Here is a 13,617-nt window from a genome sequence, read left to right on the forward strand (position 1 = left end):
TGACGGCTTTACTTTTTATTTGACGGGTTTTCTTTGGTCAGAATCGTTTGTCCAAGCTGAGACATGACGCGTTTTGCATTCATTGCACAGTCCATGTCATCTGGCTTAGCTTCAATCTCTTTAAGTACTTCTTTTAACTTGCTTTTACTCTGCGCGATTTTTCGCTCAAGCTCGTCGAGCTCTTGGACTTTTTGCTGCAAGGTCGTCAATAACTGGTGATGATCCCAGTTAGAAAGGTCGGATGGCAGTAACGCACTTAGTTCATCCAAACTGAATCCAGCTTGCTGACCCGTTGTGATCATGTCCAGAATCATTAATGCTTCTTGCGGATACTCGCGGTACCCGTTGGCTTTACGGGTCACGGTTTTTAGCAGTCCGATGCGCTCGTAAAATCGAATACGCGAGGGAGCAAGGCCCGTTTTTTGTGCCAGTTCGCCAATTTTCATATCAAGCGTGTCTCATTAGGTGGATAAAATAACCTTACCATTTCTGAACATTCTTGCCAGTTTGGATCTCGGTCGATTCGTTGCTTGCTTTCTTACAGTTGCGGTTACAGTTTGCGCAAAATTTCCACGCATTTCTTTGTGACGTCGTCGTACTCTTTTGTCATGTAAGCGGTGGTAATGGCACCTTCTTTCATGATGCAAATGGCATCGAGTAATGATGTGTTGTCTGATTTGAGATAGCGTTGAATTAGCTCTCGAACCTGTTGTTTATGGTGGCGGCAATACGTTGCGAGCTCGCTGCTGTCGTCACTGAATTCGGCGGACGTGTTGATGAAGAAACAGCCGCGAAATTCGCCCAATTTTTCCTCAGAACCATGAAACCAGCCGTTAAGCGCGGTAAACAACTGGTCGATCACGTCTGTGCTCGATTGTGTTGGTGATAGTTTCTCCTCTAGCCACGCCATGAAGATTTGGTGGCGTTGTTCTAGTGCGGCGAGGATGAGCGCTTCTTTGCTTTCAAAATGGCTGTACAGCGTGCGTTTAGCCACGCCAGATACTTTAAGGACTTCATTGATGCCAATGGAGTTGATGCCCTGTTTGTAAAACAGCGACAAAGCGGTGTCGATCAATAACTGTTTCTTTTTGTTCATAACTACGCCCTCAAAAAAGTTCTACAAACACATATTGACAAAGGTAGACAGGTTTGTCTATTTTAATTTGTAGACAATTCGGTCTACTTTGAGGTGTTTATGAATAATTTAATTTTATCGTTGGTCGCGGGGCTTGGTGCGACATTGGCTATTGGTGTGTTGTCTTACGCCGAGGTGTCTCTTACTGAGGTTGTACTTCTCATGGCGCCATTTGGCGCTACGGCGGTGTTGGTGTTTGGGGTGCCTAGCAGCCCTCTCGCTCAACCAAAAAATGTGATCATTGGTCACTTCATTACGGCATCTATCGGTATTGCGTTTAGCCAATACGTTGAGATCACGCCAATCACGCTCGCGATTGCGACTGGGTTAGGAGTGTCAGCAATGCTGATTACGAAGACAACGCATCCACCTGCGGGCGCAAATCCTATCTTGATCATGGCCTCTGGGCAGGGGTGGAGCTTTTTGTTCACGCCAGTACTGATCGGCGCGGTGGTGATTGTGCTGGTTGGTAAGGCGTTGCAGTTACTACAGAGTCAGTACTTAACCCCTCGTTTGAACGGTCAAAAGACCTAATTGGGATGCAAGTAAGGCCGCATTAGGGGATGACCTCTTTTGCGGCTTTTTCTTTTCGTGGAGGCTTAAAAATAAAATCTGATTCTCTCTTGTTATTCAGTCGTATACATAAAGATGTTAGTTAAATTGGTATACCACTATGAATAAAATTCACCCCAAGAAGCTATTGCACAGCAAATGGACGGCGACGTCACCTAAAAATAAAGAGAAGCACTTTGTCGTAACAGAAATGGAGCTGGATGAAGAAGGCAATGTTGTGAAATGTGTCATTGAGGCGGTTATGAGTAAACGTGAGCAAGAGATGAACTGGCAAGAGCTGAAAGACCCAGAGCTATGGCGGCAAGGATGGAAGTAATGCACTTTGTTGAATTTTTTCCTAGGTTTGAAATCGAAAGATGGTACTTAGCTGATAGGCAACGGTCTGTGTATTTGCTACGTTGAGTTTGTTCGCTATCAACTAAAAAGGAATGACTATGATCGATTTCGACAATTCATCAGTGTTTAAGCTTAAACCCATTGAGGTATCAAAAGTTAGGGAAGATTTTCACAAGTTTCTTATTGATGGCGAGTCGGTATTTGCGGGCTTTAAAACGGTTCGCGACCAAGTGGTGTTCACCAACAAGCGAGTGATTGCGGCGAATGTGCAAGGGATTACGGGCTCAAAAGTGGATTACACGTCGCTGCCTTATAGCAAGATCAATGCATTTTCTATCGAGACGTCTGGTACTTTTGACTTAGATTGTGAAATTGAGTTCTTCATGAGTGAGGTGGGAAGAGTACGTTTTGAAATTAAAGGCTCGTTTGATCTGATTTCTTTCAACCGTATGGTTAGTGAGTATGTACTAGCGTAAGGGAATAGAAATGAGAGCTTCATTGAGAGACAAAATAATAGAGGTCTGTGACAAAAAGATCGAAAGCAAAGGTGAGCAGGTTGGGCTCTCATTTTATGCGTTTTTCGCCAACAAAAATGATGATCCAGAACGGTTGATGGAGGCGGCTACGTGGTGGATTCAGACCCATCGGCTCGACCACTTCGAAAAAGCAGTAAAAATAAAGTCAATGGTGGAGTCTGGTATCTAAATTAAAAAAAAGAAATAAAGAAAGCAGACAAATGCCAACAACGTCGCGGATAAAACAGGGTAGATAATATAAGAGTCCTGTTTATTGGTTCTTTGAAAGCATAGAGAAACGAGTAAGACGTTGTAGACGACGAGCAGCATACTGATCATGGTCCCACTGTTAAGCGTTAAACTGGACAGCTGAGTTAAGAAAAACGCCAATAAAAGGTAGTCGAAGACAATTAACCATAAAAAGGCTTTCTTCAACAGATCGCGTTTTTTGTTTTCGGAAGGTGTTATGTGCATATAGAACTCAACTAAAAAGTCACAGTAACAGAGGTTTCAGTTAGAAAGGTCACCATCAGGCGAGGTGACCTTTTGAGGTTATAATTCTTGAATATTTACTTCGTTGGTGGCCGTATCACCCGAGTAATTGATGACTTCTTGTCGAATGACTGGTTGGTTAAATTCGGCTTTATCTTTCGCTTTTTGCAGTTCACTTTCTTGGTGGTTACCAAAAAGAGTTTCGAGTACTTTGGCTGCTGGCGTCGTTAAAACGAACAGCTCGATACGGCGGTTTTCGCTTGAATCTGGTTCATCAGGGTTAAGCAGTGCTCTATCCGACATGCCTGTGACCTGCATGACTCGATCATCCGGCATGCCACCTTCAACCAGCGTATTTCTTGCGACATCAGCTCGAGATGCAGATAGCGCCCAGTTTGATTGACGACCAAAGCGTTTTTTAAATGGAATCGCATCCGTATGTCCGCTGATGATCAGTGGGTTGTTCACACGCTGAAATACAGGCGCAAGTGCAAGTAATAAGTCTTCGAAGAAAGGGGTCAGCTCTGCGCCACCACGACTGAACATATGCTGTTTGTAATCATCTTGAAGGACGATACGTAGGCCTTGTGGGGTCACGGTGACGTTGACATTTCCTTGTGCGTTAATCTGAGCGGTCATTCGTTCAATGACTTTCGCCAACGCTGCAAGTTGCTCCTGAGTATCGAAGTTACCAGGAATCAACGAGTCGATTTCTGGCCCATCGCCGTCACCTCGAAAGTATGAGCTTACCACGTGGTTGGAATTGTGTTTACTTGGCACAGAAGAGTCCTGTGCCAAGTCAATAGGAGAGATACTTTGTGAAGTATCAAATGGATTACCGTAACTCTTGTCGAATACGCTTGAGCTATGTAAGTGGGCGACAATTGCTTTACGCTCTTCTTTGTCTACCACCTGCATAACCCAAAGCACAAGAAACAGCGCCATTAGGGCGATCATGAAGTCAGCAAACGCGACTTTCCACGCGCCGCCATGAGGTTCATCATGGCTGTGTGCTTTGGCACGTTTGAACACTACATGCTCTTGTTTTTGCATTATCCCTCCTGTTCAGCTAACCACTTCTCCATTTGGTTGAATGTTGGTTTGATGTCTAGCTGAATATGTTTACGACCAGCGTCAATGGCGAGCAATGTCGGCTTCTTCGCTACGTAGGCAACCAAGGTTGCGCGTACGCATTCAAAAGCAGTCATATTACGTTTTACTCGCTGAGCCATGGCGTTACTTAGTGGGTCTAAACCACAGTAACAACCGAAAATACCAATGAATGTACCGACGAGAGCTGCTGCAACGTGATAACCAATCATAGCGATTGAGCCATCAATGGCCTGCATGGTGATAATGATGCCACCAACTGCTGCAAGAATACCGAAGCCAGGTAGTGCTTCTGCTGTACGCTGTAGTGAGCGTGAAGGCAAAAGCATTTCGTTTTGGATAGCTTCAATTTCTTGCTCTAGCAGTCCCTCTAATTCATGAGGCGACATTTGTCCCATTGCCATTAAACGTAAATTATCAGTAATGAAAGAAATTAGGCGATGATCCTCAGCAATCGTCGGGTAAGCGAGAAACATAGAGCTCTGTTCTGGCGACTCAATGTGAGAGTCGAGAAACTTATAACCACGGTTGCGCGCTGTCTCGAGCAAGTTATTGAGCAGAGCCATTAATTCCATATAGTACTCATGCTCTTCTGTCGGGCCTTTGATGGTCGCAGGCACTTGGCGACGCATTTCTTTCAGTACGTGAGGTGGGTTACCGATGATCAAAGAACCAGCAGCAGCGCCAATGATGATAAGGAATTCGGCTGGTTGCCAGATAGCGCCTAAGTTACCGCCGGCCCACATGTATCCACCGAAGACGCACACCAGGATAGTGAGGACTCCAAAAAACTTTTGCATCTTGTGACTCCTAAGAGGACATTAATTGGTTGAGTTGTTTCAGCGCTTGTTTGTGAAGCTGACATATACGAGGTGGTGTCAGATCCAATACCAGAGCTATTTCGTGTAAGTTGAGTTCATGTTGATAGAACAGAGTAAGCAGCAATTGATCACGCTTCGGCAATTTGCCTAAAGCGCTATCTAAACTGCGACGAATATGCTCATGTTCCATGCCATCATATTGCCCGCCAATATAACTATCACCACTGCTTTCCATCAGTTGGTCAAGGCTTTGCATCTCTCCCGCAAGGGCGGCATTTTGGCGGTTATAATAGTCCTGCTCATTCGTCCCCAAAGCTTGGATGATTTCTGCATCCGTGGGCATCCGACCTAAAGAGCGTGTGAGATCTCGAGTCACGTCATTGAGTTCGTGAGCCTGTTGGCGAGTTTTACGTGAGCGCCAATCTAGCCGGCGTAATTCGTCTAAAATTGCACCTCGAACGCGACACACGGCAAAGGCAGGGAAATGAGGATCGTCAACATCGCCGTATCGGCGTCCAGCTTCAACTAGAGCGATAAGGCCAATTTGCTGCATATCTTCAATACTACAGTGAGAAGTGGCATGAACACGTAGCTGGTTAACGACGCGTTTCACCATAACTTGATGACGTTGCAGCAGTGCATTTTCGTCAATTGGGCGTGATGGTGTCGTCACTTCCTCTTCTGTGGTATAGGTGTCTTGTATATTCATGTCTAACATGGTTGTGCTCCGTTATTGCACAACATATTTAGTCAACAAAACATCGTCGATTTCGCGAACGATGTCTGTCTTAGCAAAAGCCAGTAAAAGCGTTTGTTTTACTTCGTTTTGCAGAATATCGATGGCACCTGCTTGCTGTAACTCATCAAATGTTTTGTCGCTAAACAATTTTAATAATGAGTTTTGTACCATTGGCATGTACTCATCAATGTCTTTGATGCGCTCAGGACGGCGTGTTTCAATTGCTAGTTCTAGCATGACAAAGTGAGTCTGTTTTTTACCTTTTACGGTCAAAACGACTTTGTCTAAAGGATGGAAGCTAGGACCTTTGCTTGTCGGTTCTTCTGTGACTAAAAATGACAATGGAGAATCATCGATCAAGGAACCAGAGTCAGGTGACTCTTGAGCGTGTTTGTTTAAGTACCAGATTCCGCCCATAATCGTGGCGGCCGAAACGAGGGCGCTGGTGATGATCATGGCGATAAACAGGGCGATCATTTGTTGTTTGGTCATAACCTTTTTCCTCGAGGATTAACTAGGCTTGAGTGTTCAGCCAGTGTTCAGAATAGTTTGTTGTTGTAGTTTGGAATGCACCAGATTCTCGTGCTGCGAAAATAGTGGCGTCTTCTTCATTTGTATGTTGGTCATTGCGACTCTGGCTTTGATCAGAGCCCACGTTGACATCGACATGGACGAAGTTCTGCTCTTGCAGTTCTGTGCGTAGACGCTCAGACACTTGCATTAAAGCTTCCCGTGTTGCGGCTGCATTGGCATTGATGTGCACGCTTAGTCGGTCGCCTTCAACACGTACAAGTAAATCCAGCTTACCTAAATCCGGTGGGTCGAGGCGGATTTTGGCTTCTTGTACATTTTGTTGCGCTTGAAGAGTCACACGGTCATGCAGAACTTGCATCATTTGCTCTCCCCATTTCCCAGCACTGGTGTCAACGCGCACAGCCGCCCACTCAGAGCCTTGAGTTTGAATATGACTCGTGGCAACGGCGGTGTTTGGGGCTTGTGGCGTTGGTGTTTGCCCTTGGAGTGGTGAGGCCGTTGGTTGCCCTTGAGCTGGTTGACTCAATAGGGTCTGAAAGTCGGCACTGGAGATTGATAGACGCGAGTTCGATGACATCGGTTGGCTTTGTTGCACCTCTTGTTGCTTTGGAGAGGTGTTTAGCAAGGCGTTATTTGAGTCTTGTGTTGTAGACTTAACATCGTTAGCTACCGATAAAGGCGGAGTTTTTCCGAACTGACCCGACTGCTTTTCTGCCATAGTTAGCATACTCTGGGTTAGAGCCTGAGCTTGCATAGCAAGATCAGGTGATTCTGTTGAACCCAGTGTACTTGTCAGGTGAGCATCTGCTTCAGAAGCCGAGTGTTCGTCAGTATCCAAACCACGAGCATGCGCTTTTTCTTCGCTGTCCAAAGCTGGAGCGGTAAGATGAAAACTCGGCACGGTTGAAGCTGAGGCGAAACCTTGGCCGTCATACTGGCTATGCTCAGACATAGGGTTATGAGAAAAACCGTGTACAGCTCTTGCTTGTTTTATGTTGCCTTCATGGCCAGGTGATGCATTGCCGGATATTTGAGTTGAAGGAGATACGATCATTGAGTTAGCTCCATGGTCATCGCTAATTGATAGGCCATAGCGCGCTCTTGATGGTCATTGACCATGTTCATCTCTTTTTCTAACTCGTTCTTCGACTTTTCTAATCTAGCGAATGCATCAGCATGAACGGTTTTGGCACGTTGAATTTCAGGTGCAAGCTTAGGATCCTTCAAAAAAGGTTTGTGACTGATCAATAGCTCTCGCAACTGCAAGTCATAGCGCTTAAGCGCATGCCAATCTGCTGTTTTTGTAGCGAATTGGATGAGCTGAGATAAATGACGAAATCGCTCTGGCGACACTTTATGCTTGTTGTCCAAAATTCATCCAACCTTCACGAATATTACCCATTACACGCTCGACATTAACCAAGCGATTCGCATCGTTCTGCACGCTGGCGTAATAAAGCTCAACTTGGCAGAAGTCATACAGCTGGCGTAAATTTTCAGCAATTTCGCCACCATTCTCATCATCTAGAGCGCTTGTGAGCCCAATTAAGATGTTCATACATTTGTTGATTCCGTTACCTTTCTCCGCCAAGCGATTCGCAGCCAAATGGCCACGAATACGTTCAACTTCATCAAGTAAGCCATCGATCAACATAATGACTAATTGGTGTGGGTTTGCTGCTGCCGCTTGCGCGTTGAGGTCTACTTGCTGGTACGAGTCATAGCCAGAGTCCATAAGCATGAGTTTTTTCTCCTAAAGGCTTAGCCAAACATCGACATGGTTTGGTTCATTTGGGTCATTAACGCGTTCATTTGTGTGAACTGTTTGATGTAGCGTTTGTACGACATATCGTATTTACGCTCTAATGTAGATTGTTTATCTTCTATGCGATCCAAGTTAGCTTGAAGCGCATTTTTACGGGATTTGAATGCGCCTGATGAAAACTTCAGAAATGGATCAATCATCGCGTCCATTGAGTCAAGTAAGGCATCGTCGCCATTAAACATTGCTTCCAAGCCCACGCTGTTATTCTTTTGAACTTCGGCGAATTTTTCGTGGTCGACTTTCATTTTCCCATCACGATCCAAGCTCACACCGATTTCACTCAGACGCATACCACCGTGTTCCCCTCGAACCAAATTAGTTAATTGGCTCTCAATGGAGCGAAGTGTTGGATCACTTGCTAACACTCCACGTTTTTTGTCTTCACTACCTATTTGGGTGTGCTGGTTCATTGCGCCAATAAGAGTGTTATATGCGTCAACAAACTTATCCAATTGCTCTTTAGTTGCTTCGCTGTCAGAGCCTATATCAAGGCCAACAGGTGTTTCACCAGAAGCTTGAGCTTTGGTTAGAGTAATATCTACACCGTCGATTACACCTTCAAATGTATTGCTTGCGTTCGTCAGTTTGAGACCAGAGTCTTTAGCTCCCAACCACATTACAGCATCTTGCGGGGCGCTAATTTGGTTTAGATTTGTGAATGCATCTTCAAACCAGGCTTGGCCAGTACCAGACGCCGATACGTTGATTTGGTTAGCAACACCAGTTTCAGTGCTTGATAACATAAAGTGAGTTTGACCATTTGAGCGAACTAAGGTGGCGTTTACTCCAGGGTTATCGCTGTTGTTGTTGATTGCTTTTGCTAAGTCACTGACTGTTGCTGTGCCATCACCGTCTGAATCAACAGTCGATAGATCTAGCGTCATTGTTTCGCCATTGATCGTGAACTCGAGAGAGCCAGTTGTTGGGACTTCAGTTGTTGCTTCTAGATCAGCAGGCATCCCTGTAGAGACTTGATGAGACGTGGCAACTTGCTCAACAAAAATTTGGTAGTTGCCTGTGAGGGCCTTAGCATCTGCACTGGCTGTAAAGTAACCTTCCTGAGATAGGGTTGCACTGTTCTTAATGATGGTGTTTGTGCTGCTGTTCATTTCGTTTAACGAATTACGAAAGTCTCGTAATGCCGTTTCAACTTTACCTAGAGCGGAAAGTTGCGCTTGATATTTGCTGGCTTGTAGCTGATAGCGCTGTTGAAACGGTTGAACGTCAAAAGTGGCAAATTTAGTAGCCATTGTAATTGGATCTAATGAACTCATGAGGTTACTCCCTCTCTCATATATACGGCTTAAATAGCTTATCTGCTATGCCTTGGTTTAACAGTTCATCGCAAGATGTGTGCCGTATATAAATGGCTATATATAACAATGCTTTGCGATGTATTATTTCATAGAGAGGAAGCTGTGGTTCCACCTTTTGTGTTCCGCTTTCCTCTAGAAAACAAGTAGCGTTTTCCTATAAGACAAGGCGACTCAAGACTCGTAAATGTTTAATAGAATTTCTAAGTGGAGTTGAAAGGGAGGAAGGGACTCAGAACAGATATTTCGGTGTTTACTTCTAATGAATTAAGATAATTCTTACATCGTATTTATATGCTTCCTGTTATCTTTTCATCAAATTGGAGTATCGGAAAGAAAAACAACAATTATGAACGAATTTGCCTTACGACTAATGAAGTGTGCTCGCGAATATGAGCGCTTTATTCACGCTAAATTACTTAGCAAGCAGAGTCTTAATTCTGACGAGTTGGCAAGTATCCAAAAAGAGGCCATATCAAAATTTCCTGAGTTAAAACGCTATCAGTTCGATAATAGTCCTGAGCCAGTGGAACTAGAGTTATTTAACAAAGTGTTAAGGAATATTATGCTGAAAGTAGGTTTTAGATTGCCAGACTCTCATTGGGATAATAATAGTTCTATTTACATCAGGCGATAAAAAAGCCTCAATGATGAGGCTTTCTAGAGCTAATAGCGTTCACTCAACGCTTTTATGTTAGGCGCAATTTCATACCTTAGAATATCTGCAAGTGCGGTGAAGTCATGAACTTCTCGGGCGGTATTTATTCGCGAAAGTATTTCGAGAACAGACGTGCGCTCTGACTGAACGGTGAATAATTTTGTTAGGAGATTTAGACATCTCCCTAACATTAAGTCGCCTGTCAAGTGGTCACCGTATGAGTAAACCTCTGAAGTTTTAATAAAAGTGTCATAAACAGAGTTAATCTCGGTTGCCATATAGTTCCTCCACATTGAAATATTCAGCACCAATAATTTTTGCACCAATACGGCTCCAATTGTAAAACTTGGTCTGTGGTGATGCTGCTATTAGGTTCTCAACACCGCTTCCAAACATGCGGTAGGCTGGTGAGGTTTTGATCATCTCACCATAACCATTCTCTACTCGTGCTGTCATCGTCGCGTTCGGGTCGTCTGGTCTGTTTTCGCGTCCTGAATGGATGATATCTCCAGGGAAACCAAAGTCGCATCCGATTAGTGATACTTGGGTAGCACCTTGTAAAAGGGTGAAGTGGATTAGAGGATGGATTACCGAACCAAACGAGTAAGGGCGATATTTAACCGGTAGTTTGCTTGCAAATCTGTCGTATGTGAAGTCACCCAAGTGTAAGTAATACTTCTCGCCATGCCAGTTTTGGAAAATACGGCTAGGCATATGGCTACCAAACACCAAAATAGTATTTTTGGCGATCTCATATGGAATATGTTCGTCACCTAAATTTAAATCTACAGCAAATACGACATCTGGTTTGATGTTATTTTCAATTAAGCACTTGCATGCAGTTGATGCAGCAATAAGCTTGGGACGATTTGGTCGGTTATAGACTGTTTTTAACTCTTCAATATGATGCTGGAGTGATGGGCCAGCACCAATACAAATAGCGTCGTCTACTTGATACATAAGATAATGATCAGAAGAGTTTAGGCGTTTTAAAAGAGGTTCGTTTTCTTTCTCTCTTGTGAGCAGTTCTTCATCGCTATGTCTATAGCTAGCGTTTGCATAGCCGATCAAAACACGGTTTTCTAAGCGGAAATAAAGCCATTGATGAGTATGACGCGAAATGGCTCTGTCGGCATTGAGAATGATACAATCATCCCAAGTAAGGCTCGCGAGTTTTCTACCTATATCGCTTTGGTCTTCTGAGACGATGATCAACGAAACACGAGGATCGGATATCCATTGTTGTGGAACGAGAGAAAGCACCAATTTTGCTAACGGTAGGTTATAAAGATAAACACGAATTGATCGAGCATTTTTATCTTGTGTTAACAGGGATGGGACATTGCCCATACCGATGCCCCAAATATGATAATCGTCGCTAGACGTTAGGCTTCGGTACTGGAAGGCTTCTTCGACCGGGTCATAAGCACTGCTAAGTTGAACTCCGTTGACTTTTAGGGTCATCGCTGCTTTTTCAACTACTTCAAAGTGTAAGTCGCTAAAGTCTGCACTGTCTAAGGCTTTTGCTACGTCAGGCCAACGAGAGCGAATGATATCAATATGTTGAGAATAAACTGGTGTCATAATATTCAGATAGTAAAAAACCCCACCGGATGGGTGGGGTTATAAGCTTCAATGATTAGCGTAGTAGAGACATTGCCATGCCAGGAAGCTGGTTAGTCTTAGAAAGAACTGTTGTACCTGCTTGCATAAGCATTTGGTTCTTAGTCATGTTTGAAGACTCTGTAGCGAAGTCTGCATCAGTGATACGGCCTTTTGCTGCAGAAGTGTTTTCAGTCATGTTACCAAGGTTAGTCATTGTGTGCTCTAGACGGTTGATGTTAGCACCAAACTGAGCACGTGCTGTACCTAGATCTGCTAGCATACCGCCAGAGCTTGAAAGGTTTGCAAGAGCTGTAGAAGCTGCAGCAGCAGTGCTGATGCTTGTCAGGCCAGCAATTGCTGTCGAGATGTCGTTTAGCTGTGTTTTTGCATTTACAGCTAGTTTCTCTGCACCAGTCGCACCAATTTGGTAAGTAACGCTGCTTGCACCAAAACCGCCGCCTTCAGCTAGAAGTTTTTGACCACCAAATGAAGTGTTTTCCATGATGTTGCCTAGCTCAGATGCTAGCTGTTTGAACTCTGCATCCAAAGCTGCACGGTCTTCTTGACTGTTTGAGCCGTTCAAAGATTGTGTTGCTAGGTCGTTCATGCGGTATGTGATGTTTGTCATCTCATCCATTGCACCTTCAGCAGTCTGCATCATAGAGATGCCGTCCTGTGCGTTACGCATCGCTACATTCATACCACGAGTCTGAGCTTCCAGACGAGTTGCAATTTGTAGACCCGCAGCGTCGTCTGCTGCTGAGTTGATGCGGTAACCCGTGCTTAGACGCTCCATCGCAGTGTTTAGAAGACCGCTTGTGTTGTTCAGAGTGTTTTGAGTTACAAGCGATGCGTAGTTAGTGTGCATTGATAAAGCCATCTTAGTCTCCTTAGTTAGTCACTATATCTTTCAGGCCTCGGGATATTCCCTAGTCACTAACTAGAGGCGGTCGGTCAGCTTTAATGATTAATTTGAAAATTAAAAAATTCCTAAAAAAGATCAAAATTGATGATTTTTAGTGACTTGTATTCCATGAAAATACAGATATAACATCAAATAACCTGAATAAGCCTGACTTAATCAGGGAAGCAGTCATCTATCAATATTGTCGTTCTTCGTTATAAATAAAAAAACAGCGCGAATAATTCGCGCTGTTTTATAAAGATTAATAGTTAGGATTCTGTCATTCCTCACCAAAAGATTGAAAAGAGAGGGAGGTCGGGATGTCACTGAAATAACCAAAGTAATAATTGGCCCCTAACAAGCGATAGCGGTTTAGCTCTGTTTGGCTCGCTACCCGCCCGGCTACCCAAGGGTATTTGTGCTTTCTTAAGAACTTAGCAATCGGTAGGAAAGCATGTCTTTCTTCTTTATCCTCTAATGTGACTGATAGTTTGATCATATCGGGACTAAAGTCAGCGACTCGTTCGAAGTTCACTTGTGATGTAGCGACTTCAAACCAAAGTGAGTAGGCGTTTTCTCTTAACTTCTCTATCAGCGCTGAGACTTTATCATAGGCGCATAGCGTTTTGTCTGCTTGAAGAGAAGGAATCACATGTTGAAAAGCGCAAGAGTGAAACTGAATCATCTGTTCGAGAAAGTATATGCCTGGTTCCCATAGTAATGCGTCAATTCTTATCGGCACGACGACGTTACTGATTAAGTCGGGGTGAAAGGCTTCTAGCTGAAACTGTGTTTGTCGCAATGCGAGATAAAGGCTGAACAAATCTAGGCAGTACTGCATTTGTTCAGAGAGTTCGAATTGATAGACGCTTTGTTCGCCACGCGTGCCAAATCTCAACGTCAGGTGTTGGAATTCTACCTCTCCTGATTGAGTCTTGCGAATGGCTTGGCACGCGTGTTGAATGTCATTGTGCTTTAAAGCATCAAATACTAATTGATCGTCATCCGTGACGATATGTTGTACTGCGAGACCAACCAAATGTTCGTACATCGCATG

At 44.1% G+C, this 13,617-nt stretch carries 19 protein-coding genes; 5 read left to right on the top strand and 14 right to left on the bottom strand.

What is annotated here, in order from left to right; all coding sequences use genetic code 11:
- Positions 1-8: 8 nt before the first annotated feature.
- Positions 9-446 carry a MerR family transcriptional regulator gene (locus VEA_RS20785; RefSeq protein WP_006741992.1) on the bottom strand — a complete coding sequence of 146 codons (438 nt, stop codon included), beginning with the start codon at positions 444-446 and terminating at the stop codon, positions 9-11.
- 104 nt (positions 447-550) lie between these two features.
- Positions 551-1,096, bottom strand: a complete 546-nt coding sequence (locus VEA_RS20790) for a TetR/AcrR family transcriptional regulator (protein ID WP_006741991.1) — start codon at positions 1,094-1,096, stop codon at positions 551-553.
- Between the two features lie 99 nt (positions 1,097-1,195).
- On the opposite strand from VEA_RS20790, the gene VEA_RS20795 reads away from it, so the two are divergent.
- The 4 genes from VEA_RS20795 (at position 1,196) to VEA_RS20810 (ending at position 2,749) form a co-directional block, all read left to right on the top strand.
- Positions 1,196-1,669, top strand: coding sequence for an HPP family protein (locus tag VEA_RS20795; RefSeq protein WP_006741990.1), 474 nt, complete (start codon positions 1,196-1,198; stop codon positions 1,667-1,669).
- Between the two features lie 139 nt (positions 1,670-1,808).
- Positions 1,809-2,024 (top strand): TIGR02450 family Trp-rich protein, encoded by a 216-nt coding sequence (locus VEA_RS20800; protein WP_005396585.1) that lies wholly within the window; start codon positions 1,809-1,811, stop codon positions 2,022-2,024.
- 118 nt (positions 2,025-2,142) lie between these two features.
- Positions 2,143-2,520, top strand: a complete 378-nt coding sequence (locus VEA_RS20805; RefSeq protein ID WP_005396583.1) for a PH domain-containing protein — start codon at positions 2,143-2,145, stop codon at positions 2,518-2,520.
- Between the two features lie 10 nt (positions 2,521-2,530).
- The gene (locus VEA_RS20810) at positions 2,531-2,749 is read left to right on the top strand and encodes a DUF6500 family protein (protein WP_006741989.1); all 219 of its coding nucleotides are present in this window, start codon (positions 2,531-2,533) and stop codon (positions 2,747-2,749) included.
- On the opposite strand, the gene VEA_RS24580 is transcribed toward VEA_RS20810, so the two are convergent.
- The 9 genes from VEA_RS24580 to fliD all read right to left on the bottom strand — a co-directional run bounded on the left by VEA_RS24580 (position 2,746) and on the right by fliD (position 9,354).
- Complete coding sequence (locus tag VEA_RS24580; protein ID WP_031780567.1) at positions 2,746-3,033, bottom strand: hypothetical protein; 288 nt, start codon at positions 3,031-3,033, stop codon at positions 2,746-2,748. The two genes, VEA_RS20810 and VEA_RS24580, sit on opposite strands and share 4 nt — an antisense overlap.
- Before the next feature lie 78 nt (positions 3,034-3,111).
- Entirely contained in the window at positions 3,112-4,104 is a 993-nt protein-coding gene (locus VEA_RS20820; protein WP_005396581.1) for a flagellar motor protein MotB, read from the bottom strand.
- Positions 4,104-4,961 carry a flagellar motor stator protein MotA gene (gene motA / locus VEA_RS20825; protein WP_005396580.1) on the bottom strand — a complete coding sequence of 286 codons (858 nt, stop codon included), beginning with the start codon at positions 4,959-4,961 and terminating at the stop codon, positions 4,104-4,106. Before motA ends, VEA_RS20820 begins: the two co-directional genes overlap by 1 nt.
- 10 nt (positions 4,962-4,971) lie before the next feature.
- On the bottom strand, positions 4,972-5,700 hold the full coding sequence (locus VEA_RS20830; protein ID WP_005396579.1) for a FliA/WhiG family RNA polymerase sigma factor: 729 nt from the start codon (positions 5,698-5,700) through the stop codon (positions 4,972-4,974).
- 12 nt (positions 5,701-5,712) lie between these two features.
- Positions 5,713-6,213: a flagellar basal body-associated FliL family protein gene (locus tag VEA_RS20835; RefSeq protein ID WP_005398533.1), complete on the bottom strand. Its 501-nt coding sequence runs from the start codon at positions 6,211-6,213 to the stop codon at positions 5,713-5,715.
- 22 nt (positions 6,214-6,235) lie between these two features.
- Positions 6,236-7,309, bottom strand: a complete 1,074-nt coding sequence (locus VEA_RS20840) for a flagellar hook-length control protein FliK (RefSeq protein WP_006741987.1) — start codon at positions 7,307-7,309, stop codon at positions 6,236-6,238.
- Complete coding sequence (locus VEA_RS20845) at positions 7,306-7,626, bottom strand: hypothetical protein (protein WP_005398525.1); 321 nt, start codon at positions 7,624-7,626, stop codon at positions 7,306-7,308. The genes VEA_RS20840 and VEA_RS20845 overlap by 4 nt, the downstream gene beginning before the upstream one ends.
- Positions 7,610-7,996, bottom strand: coding sequence for a flagellar export chaperone FliS (gene fliS, locus VEA_RS20850; RefSeq protein WP_005398523.1), 387 nt, complete (start codon positions 7,994-7,996; stop codon positions 7,610-7,612). Before fliS ends, VEA_RS20845 begins: the two co-directional genes overlap by 17 nt.
- 20 nt (positions 7,997-8,016) lie before the next feature.
- On the bottom strand, positions 8,017-9,354 hold the full coding sequence (gene fliD, locus VEA_RS20855) for a flagellar filament capping protein FliD (protein WP_006741986.1): 1,338 nt from the start codon (positions 9,352-9,354) through the stop codon (positions 8,017-8,019).
- Between the two features lie 388 nt (positions 9,355-9,742).
- On the opposite strand from fliD, the gene VEA_RS24585 reads away from it, so the two are divergent.
- Positions 9,743-10,030, top strand: coding sequence for a hypothetical protein (locus VEA_RS24585; RefSeq protein WP_041853112.1), 288 nt, complete (start codon positions 9,743-9,745; stop codon positions 10,028-10,030).
- A gap of 282 nt (positions 10,031-10,312) precedes the next feature.
- Here VEA_RS24585 and VEA_RS20870 read toward each other — a convergent pair whose 3' ends face one another.
- From VEA_RS20870 to VEA_RS20880, 3 genes are all read right to left on the bottom strand, one after another.
- Complete coding sequence (locus VEA_RS20870; RefSeq protein WP_005398053.1) at positions 10,313-11,635, bottom strand: 6-hydroxymethylpterin diphosphokinase MptE-like protein; 1,323 nt, start codon at positions 11,633-11,635, stop codon at positions 10,313-10,315.
- A gap of 55 nt (positions 11,636-11,690) precedes the next feature.
- Positions 11,691-12,536, bottom strand: a complete 846-nt coding sequence (lafA, locus tag VEA_RS20875; RefSeq protein WP_005398051.1) for a lateral flagellin LafA — start codon at positions 12,534-12,536, stop codon at positions 11,691-11,693.
- Positions 12,537-12,840: 304 nt separating this feature from the next.
- Complete coding sequence (locus VEA_RS20880) at positions 12,841-13,611, bottom strand: EAL domain-containing protein (RefSeq protein ID WP_006741985.1); 771 nt, start codon at positions 13,609-13,611, stop codon at positions 12,841-12,843.
- Positions 13,612-13,617 lie beyond the last annotated feature (6 nt).

The organism is Vibrio antiquarius (genome assembly GCF_000024825.1).
GTDB lineage: Bacteria > Pseudomonadota > Gammaproteobacteria > Enterobacterales > Vibrionaceae > Vibrio > Vibrio diabolicus.

Excerpts from the sequence above, each read along its gene's own strand:
- VEA_RS20785 (WP_006741992.1), bottom strand. The coding sequence starts at position 446 with ATGAAAATTGGCGAACTGGCACAAAAAACGGGCCTTGCTCCCTCGCGT.
- VEA_RS20790 (WP_006741991.1), bottom strand. The coding sequence starts at position 1,096 with ATGAACAAAAAGAAACAGTTATTGATCGACACCGCTTTGTCGCTGTTT.
- VEA_RS20795 (WP_006741990.1), top strand. The coding sequence starts at position 1,196 with ATGAATAATTTAATTTTATCGTTGGTCGCGGGGCTTGGTGCGACATTG.
- VEA_RS20800 (WP_005396585.1), top strand. The coding sequence starts at position 1,809 with ATGAATAAAATTCACCCCAAGAAGCTATTGCACAGCAAATGGACGGCG.
- VEA_RS20805 (WP_005396583.1), top strand. The coding sequence starts at position 2,143 with ATGATCGATTTCGACAATTCATCAGTGTTTAAGCTTAAACCCATTGAG.
- VEA_RS20810 (WP_006741989.1), top strand. The coding sequence starts at position 2,531 with ATGAGAGCTTCATTGAGAGACAAAATAATAGAGGTCTGTGACAAAAAG.
- VEA_RS24580 (WP_031780567.1), bottom strand. The coding sequence starts at position 3,033 with ATGCACATAACACCTTCCGAAAACAAAAAACGCGATCTGTTGAAGAAA.
- VEA_RS20820 (WP_005396581.1), bottom strand. The coding sequence starts at position 4,104 with ATGCAAAAACAAGAGCATGTAGTGTTCAAACGTGCCAAAGCACACAGC.
- motA (WP_005396580.1), bottom strand. The coding sequence starts at position 4,961 with ATGCAAAAGTTTTTTGGAGTCCTCACTATCCTGGTGTGCGTCTTCGGT.
- VEA_RS20830 (WP_005396579.1), bottom strand. The coding sequence starts at position 5,700 with ATGTTAGACATGAATATACAAGACACCTATACCACAGAAGAGGAAGTG.
- VEA_RS20835 (WP_005398533.1), bottom strand. The coding sequence starts at position 6,213 with ATGACCAAACAACAAATGATCGCCCTGTTTATCGCCATGATCATCACC.
- VEA_RS20840 (WP_006741987.1), bottom strand. The coding sequence starts at position 7,309 with ATGATCGTATCTCCTTCAACTCAAATATCCGGCAATGCATCACCTGGC.
- fliS (WP_005398523.1), bottom strand. The coding sequence starts at position 7,996 with ATGCTTATGGACTCTGGCTATGACTCGTACCAGCAAGTAGACCTCAAC.
- fliD (WP_006741986.1), bottom strand. The coding sequence starts at position 9,354 with ATGAGTTCATTAGATCCAATTACAATGGCTACTAAATTTGCCACTTTT.
- VEA_RS24585 (WP_041853112.1), top strand. The coding sequence starts at position 9,743 with ATGAACGAATTTGCCTTACGACTAATGAAGTGTGCTCGCGAATATGAG.
- VEA_RS20870 (WP_005398053.1), bottom strand. The coding sequence starts at position 11,635 with ATGACACCAGTTTATTCTCAACATATTGATATCATTCGCTCTCGTTGG.
- lafA (WP_005398051.1), bottom strand. The coding sequence starts at position 12,536 with ATGGCTTTATCAATGCACACTAACTACGCATCGCTTGTAACTCAAAAC.
- VEA_RS20880 (WP_006741985.1), bottom strand. The coding sequence starts at position 13,611 with ATGTACGAACATTTGGTTGGTCTCGCAGTACAACATATCGTCACGGAT.